This is a genomic window from Arthrobacter globiformis NBRC 12137 (assembly GCF_000238915.1).
Lineage (GTDB): Bacteria > Actinomycetota > Actinomycetes > Actinomycetales > Micrococcaceae > Arthrobacter > Arthrobacter globiformis.
Window position 1 is genome coordinate 44,811 of sequence record NZ_BAEG01000110.1, and the last position, 18,592, is coordinate 63,402.

Consider the following 18,592-nt stretch of genomic DNA (forward strand, 5'->3'; position numbering starts at 1 on the left):
ATGTTGGTAACAGCGGATGGCGCAGGAATTGGACATTCCTGCGCCCGTCTGGTGCCGTGTAGTCAGTGGTCAGTAGGCCTTGACTCTTTGTTCGACGACGAGGTGAATGAGTGCAAAGACGCCGTCATCTTCGATGGCCTTCAATGCGGCCTGAACGGCTGCAGGAACGTCCCGGTCGTGTTCGACTTTGATGCCGAAGCCGCCGAAGGCTTGGGCCATGAGCGCAAAATTCGGATTCCTCAACTGAGTTCCGGAAACCCTGCCCGGATAGTGGCGCTCCTGGTGAGTGCGGATGGTTCCGTATTCCTGGTTGTCCATCACTACCACCAGTGGTGTTGCGCCGTATTGGGCAGCAGTTGCGAGCTCCTGGCCATTCATAAGGAATTCGCCATCACCGGCAATCGTGAGAACGCAACGGCCTGGGTATTCCAGGCTTGCTGCGATGGCTGAAGGAACCGAGTATCCCATTGAGCCGTTCCGGGCACTGATCATGGAGGCATAGCGCTGGGTAGGGAAGTAACGGTGGGCCCAGTTGGTGTGCTCCCCCGCCCCCAGTGTCACCATGGCATCGGTTGGCAACGCCGGGACGAGGTTGGCCATCAGGGTGTCCATCCGAGCTGGCCCCTCAGACGGCGTTGATGGGGGGAGTGTTGCGAATGCTTCTTGCTCGGCCCGCATCCTGGCAGTCCAGCTTCTCCACTCATCCTTGACCGGGAGGCTGATTTTGGCCAGATCCCGCACAAACACATCCGGCTTGGCTACGATTTGGTAGGAAACAGGCCCGGACCGGCCGCGCAGGGAAGGATCAATGGTGACAAGGAAGTTCTTTTTGCTCCAGTCCTGCCGGCACAGGAAACCGTCAGTAATGACGTCACCGGGCACCGTACCGACGAAGACCAGCAGGTCGGTCTCCTCGAGCAAATCGTAAGTTGGCCGTGGACGGCCATAGCCGATAGGGCCCACATATGACGGTGAGCCGAACGGCACGGTGCCTTCTGTACGCCATTCGGCAGCAGCAGGAATGTGATGCGTCTCCAGCCAACGGGTTAGTTCGTCAGCGCCGTCCTGGGTCCAGTCGTTGCCTCCCGTGACGAACAACGGTTTGCTCGAAGCAGCCAATGCCGTCGCCAATGCATCAGCATCAGTTGTCGTCATGCCCCCTGTGGCAACGGGGATCGGTGGATGAAGACCGGCCGGGATCTGCTGGCGAATGACGTCCTCAGGCAACCCGACCACCACCGGGCCCGGCCGTCCGCTCATCGCGGCGAACATGGCCTCAGCCACGATCTCGGAAGCCCGCTCCGCGTGGTCAAGGACCATTACGCGCTTGGCACCGGTGTCGAACCAGGCCTTTATGTCGAATTCCTGGAAGGCCTCGCGGTCCCGGTGGGCGAAGGGAATGAGGCCCACGAACAGCACCATGGGAGTGGAGTCCTGCCACGCCGTGTGCAGTCCGACGTGGGCGTTGGCTGCCCCCGGACCTCGGGTGACCATGGCTATGCCGGGCAACTGTTTCATCTTGCCGTCAGCCTCTGCCATGTATGTTGCACCACCTTCATGGCGGCAGACTATGGTTTCGATCACGCTCGCGTGCAGGCCATCCAGCACGTCAAGGAAACTCTCACCAGGGACTACATGCGCTCGTTTGACTCCATGCGCTACGAGGGAGTCAACAATTATGTGGCCAGCGGATTTTCGTGTTTCTGTTTTTCCACCATCTGCCGTTTCTGTGCTTAATGCCAGTGTCATTTCACTCGTACCTCCTTCTTTCTTCCTGTGGCGCTGACTTTGATCCGACAGGGCACCCAATAAGGACATTGCTTCTACGCCGCCGACGGGACGATCAAGCCTTTGCGTAAGTTCTCGCGATCGTCATTCGTGCAGCGCCGATCCTGGCGTTTAGAGGCTCCGCAGGATGATTGCCGAGCCTTGGCCTCCGCCGCCGCAGATGCCGGCAGCTCCCAGCGCACCAGGGCCCAGCTCTGACAGTTGACGTGCAAGAGTCCCGACGATCCGGGCCCCGGAGGCCCCAATGGGATGCCCGAGGGCGATTGCCCCACCGCGGGCGTTAACAATTGCCGAGTCAATCCCCAAAGTGCGGATGGATTGAACCGATACAGCGGCGAATGCTTCATTGATTTCAACGGTGGCCAGTTCACTGGAAGATGCACCGATTTTCTCCAAGGCAGCTTGGATGGCCCGTGACGGTTGATCGTGGAGCCGGACATCAGGCCCCGATACGAGTGCGTGGGACTCGATTACCGCCATGGGCTCCAGTTGCAGGGATTTTGCAGCGGCATCGCTGACCAAAACAATTGCCGCAGCACCATCAGTAACCTGTGAGGAGTTGCCTGCGGTGATGGTGCCATTCTCGGCGAAGGCGGGCCGCAGGCGGGCCAGTTTTTCCACCGTCGTGTCCGGACGGATGCCATCGTCCGAGTCCACAACCGTTTCTCCAGTGCGGGACGAGAGCGTGTAGGGTTCGATTTCTTGTGCGTGGAAGGAGGCCGCGGCGGCTGCCCTCCGGTGGGACTCCGCCGCCCATTCATCCTGGGGACCTCGTTCCAGGCCTAAGTCGGCGTTACCTGCTTCTGTGGAGCTACCCATTGACTGGCGTTCAAAGGCATCCGTTAGACCGTCGTGCTCGAGTGTGTCCAGCAGTTTAGCGGCCCCAAATTTTTGTCCTGCTCGGGATCCGGTCCATACGTGCGGGGCATTGGACATCGACTCTTGTCCTACGGCCACGACGATGTCCGCCTCGCCAGTCAGAATCATTCGCCGGGCCGCCACTACTGCTTCCACCCCGGACAGGCACACGGCATTGAGGGTCAATGCCGGGACTCCAAGCGGAATGCCTGCGGCGACAGCTGACTGCCGTACCGGGTTTTGACCCGCCCCGCCTTGCAGGACCTGGCCCCCAACGACGAATTGGACCGCTGAGGGTTGAATCCCCGCACGCTCAAGAGCAGCGCGAATGGCATGTGCTCCCAGCTGGGCGGCCGAAACGCTCGAAAAGCGGCCGTTGAAGCGAGAAAAGGGTGTTCGGGCATATCCGGCAATCAAGGTTTTCACGGCGAGACGACTCCCCGCGAAATTTCTGCGCCGCGTGCGTAATTTGCTGGCACAGACGTTTTTTCCGCCGCCCTGAAAGGGGCTACGAGAAGGCCAGCTGCATGGTAGTTTGCGTCAGTCGGCGTGGGGCCCGAGATTGTGTGCATTTGCGTTAATATAGAAGTCATGTCCGCTCCTAGAGTGGTTCTAATGTCTGGATCTACCGGAATGCCGGCAGGCCCGTTAGCTTCCTGCCCAGGATGAGAGTGTGAACCTCATCCGTGCCCTCATACGTGCGTACAGATTCCAGGTTGTTCGCATGACGCAGTGGTGAGTGATCAAGGGTGATCCCGTTGCCCCCAAGGATCGTCCTGGCTTCCCTGGCGATCTTGATCGCCTCACGGCAGTTGTTCAACTTGCCAACGGAGATGTGGTCGGGCAGCAAGGTGCCCGCATCCTTCTTGCGCCCCAGATGGAGTGCGAGCAGGAATCCCTTATTGATCTCCAGTGCCATATCCACAAGTTTTTGCTGCGTCAGTTGGTATCCGGCAAGCGGCTTCTCGAACTGCATGCGTCCTTTGGAGTAGTCAAGGGCTGCTTCGAAAGCGTCGCGTGCAGCGCCCATAGCACCCCAAACGATTCCGTAGCGTGCCTCGTTGAGGCAGGAAAAGGGACCTTTGAGCCCAACGACATTCGGCAAAACGGCAGATTCGGGAAGACGAACGTCCGTCAGTTCGATGTCGCACTGGATGGACGCACGCATTGATAGTTTCGGTTCGATCGGGGTTGCCGTAAATCCTGGGGTCGAGGTCGGAACCACGAAGCCGCGGATACCCTCGTCTGTCTGCGCCCAGATAACTGCAACCTGGGCCACCGAGGCCAGACCGATCCAGCGCTTGGCGCCGTTGAGCACCCAGTCACCGCCATCCCTACGTGCAAACGTGGTCATGCTGGACGGATCGGACCCAGCGGTTGGTTCGGTCAAACCAAAGCATCCAATTGCCTCACCCCTGGCCATGGCGGGCAGCCACTCCAGTTTCTGGTCTTCGGAGCCGTGCTTGTAGATTGCGCTCATGGCCAGCGACCCCTGCACGGAGACGAAAGTACGCAGCCCCGAGTCCCCGGCCTCCAACTCCGCACCGGCCAGCCCGTAGTCAACAGCAGAGCGGCCGGCACAACCGTATCCCTTGAGATGCATACCCAAGAGGCCCAGCTTTGCCAACTGCGGGACAATTTCCAGCGGGAAGACGGCCTTTTCATACCAGCCCGCGATGTTCGGCTTAATTTCACTGTCCACGAATGACCGCACAGAATCACGCAGCGAAATTTCGTCTGCGGTGAGTAGGGAGTCAAAATCAATCAAATCGCTGATATCGGACATTTATCGGCCTTTCACTGTGGTCGAGAATTCGAGAGGATATAGAGTCCCTTGATGTTCGCCCAGAGCCGGAGGAACCATCCGGTAGCCGGGCGTGGCTGCTGAGAGCCTGATTGGATTGGCAAGCTGTTGGGATGCGCGCCCGGTGGCGGGGTCGGATATGGCAACGGAGGGGCTCAAGCCGAGGCTGTCAGCCAGCTCAAGAGCTTCACCAACGCTGTTCACCTTGCCGGCAGGCACTCCGGCCGCCAGCAGCTTCTCTTGCCATGCCGCAGCAGTGTCCAAGAGCAGTGCCCTCTCAAGGGTCATGCGCAGCTCCGCCCGTGAAGCGACACGAGATTCGTTATCACGGAACTTAGGCTCCACAGCAAGCCCCTCCAGTCCCAAAACCTCGGTCAGAGCCGCAAACTGACGGTTGTTTCCGACAGCGATGGCCAACGTGCCGTTTCCGGTCGAGAAGGTTTCATAGGGGGCGATACTGGGATGGGCGTTACCGAGGCGTGCGGGAGACTTCCCGGTGACAAGAGTGGCTGTACCCTGATTTACCAGTGCCGCCAGCAACGAGGAGAGCAGGTTGACCTGCACCTCCTGCCCGATGCCGGTGGCATCGCGAACACGCAAGGCCATCAAGATGCCGGCCAAGGCATTCTGCCCGGTGAGCACGTCAACCAAAGCAACGCCGGCCTTACTTGGTTCAGTCTCCGGCGACCCAGTGATGCTCATCAGTCCGCCCAGTGCCTGAACGAGCAAATCGTAACCGGGCAGCTCAGCACCGGCGCCTGAGCCGAACCCTGAGATGGAGCAATACACAATGTCCGGCCGCTCCACCGCGAGGCTCTGATAATCCAAGCCAAACTTCGCCATGACACCTGGACGAAAGTTTTCAATCACTACGTCACAACCAGCCACCAGGGCACGCGCATACTCCAAGCCGTCGGCTGCTTTAAGGTCCGCCACGACCGACTTCTTATTGCGGTTGACACTCGCGAAATAGGTGCTTGTGCCATCCGGTGCCACGGGCGGAAGCCAAGCCCGGGTGTCATCCCCGGCCGGGCTTTCAATCTTGATGACTTCTGCACCATAGTCAGCCAACATCATGGTGCACAGCGGACCGGCCAAAACGCGGGAAAAGTCCGCCACACGTATGCCCGATAGCGGCATCGGAAGCGAGTTGGTGGAGGTGCCTGTCGGAACCACTGAATATCCTTTCGCAGGGTACATGCTGCGTGCTGAGTGCGCCATCGCATAAGACACGCCTGTGTGCCATGCAGTGTTGCTGGCGACAAGACCACGCTAGATGCAACTCCAGTCAGCTCCGAGAGCCTCGTCCCGCCCACTGGAATCCGTAGACGAGAACCTGGACGAGTGCCTGTACGCCCCCAGGGCCCACTTTTTGATTCAGCCAGCTGCAGCTTGCTCTCCTAGCTAGGGACAGGCCAATGGCAGCTTCGCGTTCAGGCAGGCTGATGTCATCCCACGCTGACGCTTGGCCACTCCCACCCAGCGGAACTTGGGTGACTGCCGGCGCGTCCGTCCGGTGCTATATTCACGATCCAGCGGGGCAGCACTCCTGCCACTGTGAAAGCAGGAGGAAGACTGATGCGAACCACGAATCCCCCGCGCCGGACAAATAATCTCCATGGTTCAGCGGGTGTCATGACTTCCAAACAGGCTCCGACGCCGCTGTAGAGACCCGCCGAGCAGGACCTTGCAGACCTCAGGGCCCTGATCGCCCCCGTTTCCTGACCCTTTTTCTGATCCATCGTTTCCCAGGAGGAACCATCGTGCCCCTCACCGGACATTCACTGATCGCCGGACAGACCGTCGTCGGCGACGGCAAGACTGCCTTCGGTTTCAACCCGGCCACCAATGAACAACTCGATCCCGCGTACTCCCTGATCATTCAGAACCAGCTCAAGCTCGCTACCTCAGCGGCAGCTGACGCGTACCCGTCCTTCTCCACACTGGACCCGGAAACCCACGCCTGGTTCCTGGACGCGATCGCGGACAACATTGAGGCGATCGGCGATGAACTCATCACCCGCGCCGGCCAGGAAACCGGTCTCCCCGCCGCCCGGCTCCAGGGCGAGCGGGCCCGCACCACCGGGCAGCTGCGCCTCTTCGCGGCCGTGGTTCGGCAGGGCGACTTCCGCGGTGTCCGCATCGACCCCGCCATCCCGGACCGCATTCCCCTGCCCCGCGCGGACCTAAGGCAGCGCCAGATTCCGCTCGGCCCGGTCGCCGTGTTCGGCGCCAGCAACTTCCCGCTGGCCTTTTCGACGGCGGGCGGAGACACCGCCTCCGCCCTCGCCGCCGGCTGCCCCGTCGTCTTCAAAGCCCACAACGCCCACCCCGGAACCAGCGAACTGGTTGGCCAGGCCATCGCTGAGGCCGTGAAGGACTGTGGCCTGCACCCCGGCGTGTTCTCCCTGGTCTACGGCCCCGGCTCCAGCATAGGCCAGGCTCTCGTGGCCGACCCCGCCATCAAGGCCGTCGGCTTCACCGGCTCCCAGGCCGCCGGCGTCGCCCTGATGCGCACCGCCGCGAACCGTCCCGAGCCCATCCCGGTCTACGCGGAAATGTCCTCCCTGAACCCGGTCTTCGTCTTTAGAGGCGCGCTCAAGGGTGACGTTGATGCGCTGGCCCAGCAGTACGTCGCCTCGGTCACCGGCAGCTCCGGCCAGCTCTGTACCTCCCCCGGCCTGCTCTTCGCCCCCGCAGGCGCGGCAGGGGACAAACTCGCTGCCGCCGTCGGGCGCGCCGTTTCGGCGTGCGCGGGGCAGACCATGCTGACCGAAGGGATCGCCAGGTCCTGGAACGCCGGCACCCAAAACCTCGGCGGCGCTGAAGGCGTCCAGCTCATCGGGCAGGGCTCCCCCGGCCCCACCGAAAACGCACCGGCACCTACCATCTTCGGCGCCGGCGTCACCGAATTCACCAGCAACCCGGTCCTGCACGAGGAAATCTTCGGCGCCGCATCCCTGGTGATCCGCTATTCCTCCGTCGAGGACCTCCTCCAGGCCACCCGCCGCATCGAAGGCCAGCTCACCGCCTCGCTGCAGCTCACCGAAGAGGACTACCCGACGGCGGCACGCCTCCTGCCCGTCCTCGAACAGAAGGTAGGCCGCATCATCGTCAACGGCTGGCCCACCGGCGTCGAAGTCGGCCACGCCATGGTCCACGGCGGCCCATTCCCCGCCACCTCCGACAACCGCACCACCTCCGTCGGCACCCTCGCCATCAACCGCTTCCTCCGCCCGGTCGCCTACCAGAACCTCCCCCAGGAACTGCTCCCAGCGGCGCTGCAGGACGCCAACCCCTGGCACCTGAACCGGCGGATCGACGGCGATGTAGTCCCCGATGCGGAGAAGGCCGGGATCAACGCATGACGTCACAGCCACCTCTTGTGCCGCCGAACCTCGCAACCCGAGAATCCGCCCAACCGTCAGCGGCGAATACGGAATGCGTCACTGAAGTCGATACTGAGTACCTCTATCATGGTGGTTTCAGATTTGCCCTCCTGCGATTGAAAAACGAGGGCAATCGTCCGATTACTTTGGGCCCCCAATCCCTTTCAAACTTCGAAGCTGCTTTGCGGGCAATCGATCCAACAAACGTGGATGCTGTTGCCTTGACCAGCTCAGGCTCCGTCTTCTGTGCAGGCGCCGACCTGAAAAAGATGACGGAGTCCAGAGTCCTTGAAGAGGCCAAGGATGTCGCCAGGAAAGGACTTACGGCGCTGGGCCGGCTGGAGGAGCTCAGGATCCCCACGTTTGCCTTTATTAATGGTGCAGCCCTTGGAGGAGGTCTCGAACTGGCACTTCATGCGCAGTACCGTACGGCCTCGTCCACGGCACGCGCCATTGGCTTTCCTGAGGTCCGTTTGGGACTTGTCCCGGGATGGGGCGGCATTCCAAGAACGGTTCGGCTACTGGGGCCCGTTGTTGCTGCCCGCCTGGTCGTGACCGATTCGCTGGCAGGAAAGAACCTGTCGGTGCAGGCTGCGGCCGCGATGGGCCTAATCGATGCAGTGTTCCCTCCGAACGGATTCCTCACGGCGTCATTGGACTACGCTGCCGGGATACTCTCAGCTTCGGACTCACCGTCCACCGCTGCAGGTATCAGTCAGAAACCGGAGTTGTCTGAGGAGCCATGGTCGCCCAACTTAGCGGAGATCCGAAAGAAGCTCGATAGCCGGTTCCACGGGGCCGCCCCGGCTCCATATCGGGCGTTAGAGTTGATCGCGGCGGCTGCGGCCTTCCCCGAATCTTCCGAACCAGCGGCAGAAATCCACGCTTTCGGCGAACTCCTGCTTTCGGACGAGGCCCGCGCCAGCATCTATGCCTTTCAGCTAGTTCAGTCACTCTCCAAAGAGCCGGCGGGCCGCCCCGAAACTGGTCCACGGCCTGTGGATTCAGTGGGTGTCATCGGGGCAGGCCTGATGGCCAGCCAGTTGGCTCTTGTATTTGCCTTTCATTTGCGTGTCCCCATCCGAATCACGGACTTGTCTCAGGAACGGCTCGATGCTGCGCAAAAGTGGATCCAGGGGCAGGTAGAAAAACTTCTCAACCGAGGACGTTTGAATTCAACGGACGCGGCTACTATCTGCGCGCTGGTATCGGGTAGCACGGACAAATCAATCTTGTCGGACTGCGACGTAGTCATCGAGGCTGTGTTTGAGGAGTTGGATGTCAAACGTGGTGTCCTGGCCGAAGTTGAGCCTCTGATACGTCCGGATGCGCTGCTGCTCACCAACACCTCATCCCTCTCCGTTGAGGCTATGGGAAATGCTTTGAAACATCCCGAAAGACTTGTCGGTTTTCACTTCTTCAACCCGGTTGCTGTGCTGCCGCTGGTTGAAATCATAAGGGCCCCTAGTACAGATGAAACCACCCTGGCTACAGCCTTCGAACTGGCCAAGCGGTTGCGAAAGACTGCGGTGCTCGTGGAAAACACGGCCGGTTTCGTCGTCAACCGGATTCTGACCCGTCTGTTCAGCGAGGTCCTCGACCTGCTCGATCACGGCGCTGACCCGGAATGTGTCAACTACGCACTCGACCCCCTAGGCCTACCCATGACACCACTGCAACTCCTGCAGTTCATCGGCCCCGCAGTCCAGCTGCACATCTGCGAGATGATGCACCAGACATATCCAGAACGTTTCCTACTGAGCAGCAGCCTGAAAGCTCTCGTCGCGGCAAGACTCCCGGGGTATCTCACTGAGGAAGGAACGATATCTCCTGAGGCTGCGGCTATGCTTCCTGCGTCTCAGACTACTGACCCGGAAGCAGTCCGTTCCCGTATCCTCATCGGCCTGGCAGAAGAGGTTTCGGCCATGCTCGGGGAAGGCGTGGTGGCAGGGCCAGAACAGGTAGATCTCTGCATGATCCTGGGGGCCAACTACCCATTTCACACGGGTGGGCTTACGCCGCTGCTTGACAGGGAGGTAGGCACTGCATTCCATCCAGGGTTGCGGACTGGACTATCCGCAGTTCCCCAACTAATTGGGACCCAAGCGTGAGCGAGGAACGTTTTCCAGAGTCAGCGGGAACCTCCCCGGCGGCAAGCAACCTTTAGATGTAGAAGAAAGAAGAAAATGGCGAAGAGTATCGGAATTGTGGCCGAGTTGGGCCGCGAGACCAGGGTGGCGGCAACGCCTGCCACCGTGAAGCAGTTGTTGGGTTTGGGCTACGACGTTGTGGTCGAGAAAGGCGCAGGCGAGGCCGCCTCCTTCCGTGATGAGGACTACTCTGCCGCGGGCGCCCTGATTGTTGGGGCTGATGAAGCGTGGGGCAGCGACGTTGTGCTGCGTGTCAACCCGCCAACCGTGGATGAGATCGGCCGTCTGGCCGAGGGTGCGACGCTGATTGGGTCGCTGAGCCCGGGCCTGAGGCCGGAATTGGTGGAAGCGTTGGCGGCGCGTCCAATCACCGCGCTGGCTCTGGATGCCGTGCCGCGGATTTCGCGGGCGCAGTCGATGGACGTTTTGAGTTCCATGGCGAACATCGCTGGGTACCGTGCCGTGATTGAGGCCGCGCACGAATTCGGCAGGTTTTTCACCGGGCAGGTCACGGCGGCGGGCAAGGTCCCGCCGGCGAAGGTCCTCGTTGCGGGCGCGGGAGTCGCTGGCTTGGCAGCGATCGGTGCGGCGAGCAGTCTGGGTGCGATCGTTCGTGCGACGGATCCCCGGCCCGAGGTGGCGGATCAGGTGAAGTCAATTGGTGGTACTTACCTCAAGGTTGAGGTAGAGGAGGAGATGAAGTCTTCTGACGGGTACGCAAAAGCAACGTCGGAGGCTTACAACAGACGCGCAGCCGAAATCTACACAGAGCAGGCCCGTGACGTTGACATCATCATCACCACGGCCCTGATCCCCGGCCGGCCCGCACCGAAACTCCTCACGGCAGACGATGTGGCAGCGATGAAACCCGGCAGTGTCATCGTGGATATGGCTGCAGGGCAGGGCGGGAACGTCGAGGGATCCGTCGCGGGGGAACGGATCGTGACTGATAACGGCGTGGTGATCCTGGGCTACACGGATCTACCGGCGCGTCTTCCGGCGCAGGCGTCCCAGCTGTACGGAACGAACATGCTGAACCTGCTCAAGCTCCTCACCAAGGACAAGGACGGCCAGCTGCGGATTGACTTTGATGACGTGGTGCAGCGGTCGGTTACTGTGGTGCGCGAGGGCGAGAAGACCTGGCCGCCGCCCCCGGTCCAGGTCTCCGCCGCACCCGCAGTGAAGACCGACCCCGGGACGGTCGCCGAAAGTACGGCACCGAAGAAGAAACAGGGCCTTAGCGCTGCCGGCAAGGCCGGACTCTTCGCCGCGGGCATCGCGATGCTGTTCGGGATCAACGCGGTGGCCCCGGCACCGTTGCCCCAGCACTTCACGGTCCTCATGCTCTCGATCGTGGTCGGGTTCTACGTGATCGGGAAAGTCCACCACGCCCTACACACGCCCCTGATGTCCGTCACGAATGCCATCTCCGGAATCATCGTCGTCGGAGCCCTACTGCAGGTCACCTCCGACAACATCGTTATGCAGGTCCTCGCCGCCATCGCGGTGCTGCTGGCCAGCATCAACATTTTCGGCGGCTTCGCCGTCACCCGCCGCATGCTCGCCATGTTCTCGGCCGGGAAGGCACGTTCATGAGCGCCGTCACCGCAACAGCAGCAGCAACACTTACGAGGAGCTCCACCGTGACTGACACCGTCTCCGGTCCGTTGACCGCCGACTCCATCGCGGGGGCGGCCTACATCGTCGCGGCCCTGCTGTTCATCCTCAGCCTCGCCGGGCTAAGCAAACACGAGAAAGCCCGCGCCGGCGTCATCTACGGCATCACCGGCATGGTCGTCGCCCTCTCCGCCACCATCTGGCTGACACTGCAGGACGCCTGGGGCACCGGCCACGCCCTCACCGGCCTAGGACTGCTGGTAGCCGCCGTTGTCATTGGCGGTGCCATCGGTCTTTGGCGCGCACGGGTGGTCGAGATGACCGGCATGCCCGAGCTCATCGCCCTGCTGCACAGCTTCGTGGGCCTCGCCGCAGTCCTGGTGGGCTGGAACGGACACCTCGAAGCTCCCGAGTTGTCCTCGGACCTTATGGCGATCCACCACGCCGAGGTCTTCATCGGCGTGTTCATCGGCGCGGTGACCTTCACCGGCTCCATCGTGGCGTTCCTCAAACTCTCGGCACGGATGAAATCCTCACCCCTGATGCTGCCCGGCAAAAACGCCATCAACCTCGGCGCCCTCGCCGCATTCATCGCCCTCACCGTCTGGTACGTCAACGACTCCCAGCTCTGGCTCCTCATCGTCGTCACGCTCCTTGCCCTGGGGCTGGGCTGGCACCTGGTCGCCTCCATCGGCGGCGGCGACATGCCCGTCGTCGTGTCCATGCTCAACAGCTACTCCGGCTGGGCCGCCGCCGCCGCGGGCTTCCTGCTCAACAACGACCTGCTCATCATCACCGGCGCCCTGGTCGGCTCCTCCGGCGCCTACCTGTCCTACATCATGTGCAAGGCCATGAACCGGTCCTTCATCTCCGTGATCGCCGGCGGCTTCGGCATCGCCGCCCCCGCCAGCAAAGGAGACACGGACCACGGCGAACACCGCGAAATCACAGCCGAAGCGACAGCGGAAATGCTCACCAACGCCTCGTCCGTCGTCATCACCCCCGGCTACGGAATGGCCGTCGCCCAAGCCCAGTACCCCGTCGCTGAACTCGCCCACCAGCTCCGTGAAAAGGGTGTAAACGTCAGGTTCGGTATCCACCCCGTCGCCGGACGCCTCCCCGGGCACATGAACGTCCTCCTCGCCGAAGCCAAAGTCCCCTACGACATCGTCCTGGAAATGGACGAAATCAACGACGACCTCGGCGACACCTCCGTGGTCCTGGTCATCGGCGCCAACGACACCGTCAACCCCGCCGCGGCCGAAGACCCCGGCAGCCCCATCGCCGGCATGCCCGTCCTCAAAGTCTGGGAAGCCGAAAACGTCATCGTATTCAAACGCTCCATGGCCGCCGGCTACGCAGGAGTCCAAAACCCCCTGTTCTATCGCGACAACTCGCAAATGCTCTTCGGCGACGCCAAACAACGCGTCGAAGACATCCTCAAAGCGTTCTAACAACACGGCCCTGAGGGCGGGCCACATCAGGATCCATTGTCCCGGCAGCATTTTCATTGATCTCAGTCGAGGCCGGCTGGGATTGCGCTGTAGCACTGACCATTCATTAGGAGGAGACGGAAAAATGACCAGCGATGTTCCCACCAGCAAACCAATCCGCCCAGCCTTACCAAAGCCTGGTCCGGGCCGCGCTCCTGGACACGACGATTCGATGGCCGTGCGGCGGGAAATCAATATCGACGATGTCGTTGCATCACCCTGGATAGGGCTGCATTACAGGCATGAGTTGCTGCTCCATCACAGGCACGAGGAGCTCGAACTGCGTAACAGTTGATGAGGTAGTCCGGGCCTGGGCCCGGGGCGGTTCGGGGCACATCGAAAAAATCACCATCCGGTGCATCGGTATCGCCGACGGGAGGAGCCGTTTCGCCAGTAAGTTGCCGCGTTGCGTTGAGAGGTGCGGAAAATGTCGCACGTTTCTTCTGACGCGCATCTCCTTCCGCATTTCACTCTCCGGGGTGCACTGCCTCAACACATACAGACCGCAGTAACTACTTCGACCACGTACGACGCGGCGTTGGCATCCGCCGGCCGTTAAACATTCGAGTTCTCAAAGGAGAGACTAATGAAGCACGTTTATGAGCCCAACGTCACCATGACAATGAGGGACGGAGTCGCACTGGTTGCTGACGTCTGGCGCCCACTCGAGGGAGCGGCGCCGACGCTGCTCCTGCGGCTGCCATACAGCAAGCGGAACCCGATCACGTATGGGGGGCCGGCAACAACTGTTCCGACCCTGATGGCGCTTGTGAACGCCGGGTATGCGGTTGTCCTTCAGGACACACGCGGAACCTACGCTTCTGAAGGTGAGTTCGAGCCCAAGATCAACGAGATCGCTGATGGCCAGGACACGGTGGCGTGGATCACCAGGCAAGACTGGTCAGACGGCACGATCGGTATGTACGGGGCATCGTACTCGGGAATGAACCAGTGGGCCGTGGCGATCAAGGACACGCCCGGCCTCAAAGCCATCGCCCCCGCAATGGCCGCTACGGATTGGTACTCAGAGCTCTGGTACTCCGAGGGTGGGGCTCTCTCCCTGAGCCTTTGCACGATGTGGAACGCCATGATGTATGCCGGTGAAGAACAACGGGACCTGGCAAACGGCAAGACGACTGACTCCACCGCGCTGATAAGGCTCGGCGGCTCACTGCTGAACCCGCTTTCGCTTAACGATGCAACGCCCGTCGCCGATCTGCCGGTAATCGGGAAGGGGCGGTGGTTCGACGATTGGCTGGCACACCCCAACTTCGACGGTTACTGGGCCGCCCAGGACTGGTCCCCCTTGGCCAGCTCGGTGACGGTTCCGGTACTTGCTACCGGCGGGTGGTACGACATTAAGATCAACGGAACAGTGGCCGACTTTGTTCGTGTCCGCACCCAGGGCGCGTCCGAGGCAGCCCGCGAGAACTCGCGCCTGATAATCGGGCCATGGGAACACGTAAGCACCTCCGGACAGTTTGCAGACCGTCACTTCGGGATCCTTGGCTCCGGCGACTTCACCGAAGCGCACATCGCTTTCTTCGACCAGACGCTCCGTGGCGTAACACCCGACTCCCCCGCACCTAGGGTACGGATCTTCGTTATGGGCATTGACCAGTGGCGAGATGAGCAGGACTGGCCGCTCCCGGACACGTCCTACACCGACTACCACCTTCACAGCGGCGGGTCGGCCAATACCCGCCACGGTGATGGCACGCTCCAACCCGGGCCGTCCTCGACGAAGGCCCACGACGAGTTCCGGTACGATCCCCGCGATCCGGTGCGCACCGCTGGCGGTGCCCTTCTCCCAAGCGTGCCGGGCCTGGTCGGGCCAGTCGATCAGCGGGTGGTGGACGGCCGATCCGATGTCCTCTGCTTCACGGGTCCTGTCCTCGAAGAGCCCGTTGAGGTCACCGGGCATGTTGAGCTCAAGGTCTTCGTCTCTTCCAACGCTGTGGACACCGACATTACGGCTAAGCTCGTCGACGTTTTCCCCGACGGCCGGGCGATCAACCTCTGCGACGGCATCCTGCGTCTGCGTTACCGCAACGACCTGTCCAACCCCGCACCGCTGACCCCCGGAGAGGTGTACGAGGTGACCGTACCGATGGCGGTGACTTCCAACGTATTCCTGCCCGGACACCGCATCCGGCTCGACATTTCAAGCAGCAACTTCCCCCGCTACGACCGGAATACGAACACCGGCGGCTTCATAGCTCAGGAATCGATTGCTCAGTCGGTCGTCGCGACCAACCGAATCATCCACGGACCTGAACACCCCAGCCGGCTCGTCCTGCCCATCATCAACCGCTAAGAACATCCGGAAAGTTGCCTTATGACCCCGGGCGACCTCCGCAACTAGGGCGAGGAATGCCGGCAAGCCGAGCGGAACCTGGTCCCGAACCGCCGGCATGAGTAGGCACCTCAAACAGGTGGTGGCTAAGAAATAACGCCCGGCTGGAGCATCCAGCCGGGCATTACCTTATTGGCTGCACGACATCAAGACCCATATCCGCCTGCTCCTGCCCGCTGACACAAGAATCTTCACCTACCGCCGCCAGACTTGCCGCATGTCAGCTGGGACCACACCCAAACCTGACGTCAGGAAAACATCGAAAAGACCTTCGGAATAGGGTCCAGTTCAGTCTTTTCTGACACGACGGCGCGTAGATCTAAGAACCCAATCTGACACATACCGGGCTTGAGGCCCTGACCCAGAACGGCCCCGCTTCCGAAAGGAAGCGGGGCCGTTCCGTTTAGGACTGTTAGCGAGCCACTGCAGCGTCAAGGTCGGCTGCTGCACCAGCCTCCGTCGTCGCGACCCCGCCTGCGTGCGGTTCGAAGCGCACGAACATGGCCTTGAAGCCGGGGGTGTTGGACACGCGGGCCACGTTTTCCTTGTGGACCAGGGCGTTCGCTTCGGGGAAGTACGCCGCGGCGCAGCCCTTGGCCGTCGGGTAGGCCACCAGGCGGAACTTCTCGGCGCGCCGGTCCGTGCCCTGGAAGGTGCTCACCACGTCCACAAGGTCGCGGTCCTTGAAGCCCTGCTCGGCCAGGTCCTCCGGGTGCACCAGGATCACGCGGCGGCCGTCGGAGATGCCCCGGTAGCGGTCATCCAGGCCGTAGAAGGTGGTGTTGTACTGGTCGTGGCTGCGGATGGTCTGCAGCACCAGGTGGCCCTCCGGCGGCGTCAGGTACTCCAGCGGGCTGACCGTAAAGCGGCCCCGGCCGATGTCCGTCGCGAACGAACGGGTGTCCCGCGGCGGGTTGGGCAGCACGAAGCCGTTCCTGGTCCGGACCCTGGCGTTGAAGTCCTCAAAGCCCGGCAGGACCCGGGAGATGTGGTCGCGGACCACGTCGTAGTCCTCGGCCATGGCCTTCCAGTCCACCGAATGATCCGGCCCGAACGTGGCCTCGGCCATCCGTGCCACGATCACCGGCTCGGCGAGCAGGTGATCGGAGACCGGGGTAAGCCTGCCCTGGGTGGAGTGGACCACGGACATGGAGTCCTCCACGGACAGGAACTGGGCACCCTTGGGGTGCTTGTCGTCCTTGTCCGTCCGTCCCAGCGTGGGAAGGATCAGCGAGGTGCGGCCGTGCACAATGTGGGACCGGTTGGGCTTGGTGGAGATATGGACGGTGAGCCCGATCCGCTGCATCCCGGCTTCCAGCGTCTCCGTGTCCGAACACGCCAGCGAGAAGTTTCCGCCCATGGACACGAACACGTCCACCTCGTCGCGTTCAAACGCCTCCATGGACTCCACGGCGTCGTGGCCGTGGTGCCGCGGCGACTGGATACCGAACTCCTTGTCCAGCGCTTCGAGCAGCCATTCCTTCGGCTTCTCCCAGATGCCCATGGTTCTGTCACCCTGGACGTTGGAGTGTCCGCGCACCGGGCACGCACCGGCGCCGGGCTTTCCGAAGTTGCCCTGCAGCAGCAGGACGTTGACCATCTCCTTGATGGTGTCCACCGAGTGCGGCTGCTGGGTAACGCCGAGCGCCCAGCAGAAGATGCTGGCCTTGGATGCAACCAGCATCCCGGCCACATCCTCGATCTGCTGCCGGGTCAGGCCCGTGGCCTTCTCCGTCTCTTCCCAGTCCAGTTCCCGGCGGGCTTCGGCGTACGCGTCGAAGCCGTCGGTCTGCGCGTCAATGAAGGAACGGTCGACGACGGTCCCCGGGTTTCGCTCTTCGGCCTGCAGCAGCAGGTGGCCGAGGGCCTGGAACAATGCGAGGTCGCCGCCCACCTTGATCTGCAGGTATTCGTCGGCCAGCGGCGTGCCGCCGCCCACCACGCCCGAGAGCGTCTGCGGGTCGCGGAAGTTGAACAGGCCGGCCTCGGGCAGCGGGTTGACCGCCACCACCTTGCCGCCTTTGTCCTTGCACTCCTTCAGCGCGGACAGCATGCGGGGGTGGTTCGTGCCCGGGTTCTGCCCCACCACGAAGATCAGCTCGGCATCGTGGATGTCATCCAGCGATACCGTGCCCTTGCCGATGCCGATGGTCGGGTTCAGCGCAGAACCGGAGGACTCGTGGCACATGTTGGAGCAGTCCGGCAGGTTGTTGGTGCCCAGCGAGCGGGCGAACAGCTGGTACATGAACGCTGTCTCGTTGGCCGTGCGCCCGGATGTGTAGAAGACGCAGCGGTCGGGCGTGCTGGCGCGGATGTGCTCGCCGATCAGTTCGAACGCATCCGCCCAGGAGATCGGCGAGTAGTGCGTCTCCCCTTCCCGGATGACCACCGGTTCGCTGAGCCTGCCCTGGTTGCCCAGCCAGTACTCGGTCTTTTCGGACAGCTCGGCGATGGAATGCTTCGCCCAGAACTCAGCCCCCACGGTCCGCAGGGTGTTCTCCTCGGCAACAGCTTTGGCGCCGTTCTCGCAGAACTCGGCGGCCTTGCGCTTCTTGTCCGACTCCGGCCACGCACAACCCGGGCAGTCAAAACCGCCGCGCTGGTTGAGCCGCAGCAGCGACTGCGCCGTGCGGGTCACGCCGGCCTGCGCCACCGCACGTTCCAGCGCCACCATCACGGCCTTGACGCCGGCCGCTTCGGTCTTCGGCTTATGGACTTCGAGCTCGTCCTCGTTAATGTCCGCGACGGGGGCGGGCTGCTTCCCGAACTTCATTGTTCCAACTTCCTAACCGCTGTTTTCGTGCCTGTTCTGATCGCCACTAAGGCGCGCCAGGCATTCCCGGCGCGCCTTGCGTGTGGCGATCTTGTCTTTCTTCTTACTGTGCCACTTTGGCGAGGGTTTCGCGTTCGGCGGCGATGGTGGTGTTGTCCCCGTGCCCGGTCCGAACGACCGTGTCCGCGGGGAGGGGGAGGAGGCGTTCGCGGATGGAGGCCAGGATGGTGGGGTAGTCACTGTAGGACCGGCCGGTCGCGCCGGGTCCGCCGTTGAACAGGGTGTCCCCGGTGAACACGGTGTTCCCGGCCTCGAGGTGGAAGCAGGTGGACCCGGGTGAGTGGCCCGGGGTGTGGATCGCTTT

At 62.2% G+C, this 18,592-nt stretch carries 12 protein-coding genes; 6 read left to right on the plus strand and 6 right to left on the minus strand.

The window, feature by feature from the left end:
* Positions 1-69 precede the first annotated feature (69 nt).
* From ARGLB_RS20460 to ARGLB_RS20475, 4 genes are all read right to left on the minus strand, one after another.
* Positions 70-1,749 carry a thiamine pyrophosphate-dependent enzyme gene (locus ARGLB_RS20460; protein WP_003806008.1) on the minus strand — a complete coding sequence of 560 codons (1,680 nt, stop codon included), beginning with the start codon at positions 1,747-1,749 and terminating at the stop codon, positions 70-72.
* A gap of 150 nt (positions 1,750-1,899) precedes the next feature.
* Positions 1,900-3,072: an acetyl-CoA C-acyltransferase gene (locus ARGLB_RS20465; protein WP_003806009.1), complete on the minus strand. Its 1,173-nt coding sequence runs from the start codon at positions 3,070-3,072 to the stop codon at positions 1,900-1,902.
* 199 nt (positions 3,073-3,271) lie between these two features.
* Positions 3,272-4,432, minus strand: a complete 1,161-nt coding sequence (locus ARGLB_RS20470) for an acyl-CoA dehydrogenase family protein (protein WP_003806010.1) — start codon at positions 4,430-4,432, stop codon at positions 3,272-3,274.
* Positions 4,433-5,626 carry a CaiB/BaiF CoA transferase family protein gene (locus tag ARGLB_RS20475; RefSeq protein ID WP_003806011.1) on the minus strand — a complete coding sequence of 398 codons (1,194 nt, stop codon included), beginning with the start codon at positions 5,624-5,626 and terminating at the stop codon, positions 4,433-4,435.
* 587 nt (positions 5,627-6,213) lie between these two features.
* Here ARGLB_RS20475 and ARGLB_RS20480 point away from each other — a divergent pair.
* The 6 genes from ARGLB_RS20480 to ARGLB_RS20505 all read left to right on the plus strand — a co-directional run bounded on the left by ARGLB_RS20480 (position 6,214) and on the right by ARGLB_RS20505 (position 15,416).
* Complete coding sequence (locus ARGLB_RS20480) at positions 6,214-7,818, plus strand: aldehyde dehydrogenase (NADP(+)) (protein WP_003806012.1); 1,605 nt, start codon at positions 6,214-6,216, stop codon at positions 7,816-7,818.
* The gene (locus tag ARGLB_RS20485; RefSeq protein WP_003806013.1) at positions 7,815-9,950 is read left to right on the plus strand and encodes a 3-hydroxyacyl-CoA dehydrogenase NAD-binding domain-containing protein; all 2,136 of its coding nucleotides are present in this window, start codon (positions 7,815-7,817) and stop codon (positions 9,948-9,950) included. Before ARGLB_RS20480 ends, ARGLB_RS20485 begins: the two co-directional genes overlap by 4 nt.
* Before the next feature lie 75 nt (positions 9,951-10,025).
* The gene (locus ARGLB_RS20490) at positions 10,026-11,585 is read left to right on the plus strand and encodes a Re/Si-specific NAD(P)(+) transhydrogenase subunit alpha (RefSeq protein ID WP_003806014.1); all 1,560 of its coding nucleotides are present in this window, start codon (positions 10,026-10,028) and stop codon (positions 11,583-11,585) included.
* A complete protein-coding gene (gene pntB, locus ARGLB_RS20495) occupies positions 11,582-13,060 on the plus strand; it encodes a Re/Si-specific NAD(P)(+) transhydrogenase subunit beta (RefSeq protein ID WP_245531579.1) in 1,479 nt (492 codons plus the stop codon). Before ARGLB_RS20490 ends, pntB begins: the two co-directional genes overlap by 4 nt.
* Positions 13,061-13,184: 124 nt before the next feature.
* Positions 13,185-13,394: a hypothetical protein gene (locus ARGLB_RS23405; protein ID WP_003806017.1), complete on the plus strand. Its 210-nt coding sequence runs from the start codon at positions 13,185-13,187 to the stop codon at positions 13,392-13,394.
* Positions 13,395-13,685: 291 nt separating this feature from the next.
* The gene (locus tag ARGLB_RS20505; protein ID WP_003806018.1) at positions 13,686-15,416 is read left to right on the plus strand and encodes a CocE/NonD family hydrolase; all 1,731 of its coding nucleotides are present in this window, start codon (positions 13,686-13,688) and stop codon (positions 15,414-15,416) included.
* A gap of 451 nt (positions 15,417-15,867) precedes the next feature.
* Here the strand turns inward: ARGLB_RS20505 and ARGLB_RS20510 are convergent, their stop codons facing one another.
* Positions 15,868-18,228, minus strand: a complete 2,361-nt coding sequence (locus ARGLB_RS20510) for an FdhF/YdeP family oxidoreductase (RefSeq protein WP_003806019.1) — start codon at positions 18,226-18,228, stop codon at positions 15,868-15,870.
* A gap of 103 nt (positions 18,229-18,331) precedes the next feature.
* Positions 18,332-18,592: MBL fold metallo-hydrolase (locus ARGLB_RS20515; RefSeq protein ID WP_003798190.1), on the minus strand; the 261-nt coding region annotated here is incomplete at its 5' end.

What these genes read in the sequence shown, in the direction of transcription:
- ARGLB_RS20460 (WP_003806008.1), bottom strand. Translation starts at nt 1,749, where the DNA reads ATGACACTGGCATTAAGCACAGAAACGGCAGATGGTGGAAAAACAGAA.
- ARGLB_RS20470 (WP_003806010.1), bottom strand. Translation starts at nt 4,432, where the DNA reads ATGTCCGATATCAGCGATTTGATTGATTTTGACTCCCTACTCACCGCA.
- ARGLB_RS20485 (WP_003806013.1), top strand. Translation starts at nt 7,815, where the DNA reads ATGACGTCACAGCCACCTCTTGTGCCGCCGAACCTCGCAACCCGAGAA.
- ARGLB_RS20490 (WP_003806014.1), top strand. Translation starts at nt 10,026, where the DNA reads ATGGCGAAGAGTATCGGAATTGTGGCCGAGTTGGGCCGCGAGACCAGG.
- pntB (WP_245531579.1), top strand. Translation starts at nt 11,582, where the DNA reads ATGAGCGCCGTCACCGCAACAGCAGCAGCAACACTTACGAGGAGCTCC.
- ARGLB_RS23405 (WP_003806017.1), top strand. Translation starts at nt 13,185, where the DNA reads ATGACCAGCGATGTTCCCACCAGCAAACCAATCCGCCCAGCCTTACCA.
- ARGLB_RS20505 (WP_003806018.1), top strand. Translation starts at nt 13,686, where the DNA reads ATGAAGCACGTTTATGAGCCCAACGTCACCATGACAATGAGGGACGGA.
- ARGLB_RS20510 (WP_003806019.1), bottom strand. Translation starts at nt 18,228, where the DNA reads ATGAAGTTCGGGAAGCAGCCCGCCCCCGTCGCGGACATTAACGAGGAC.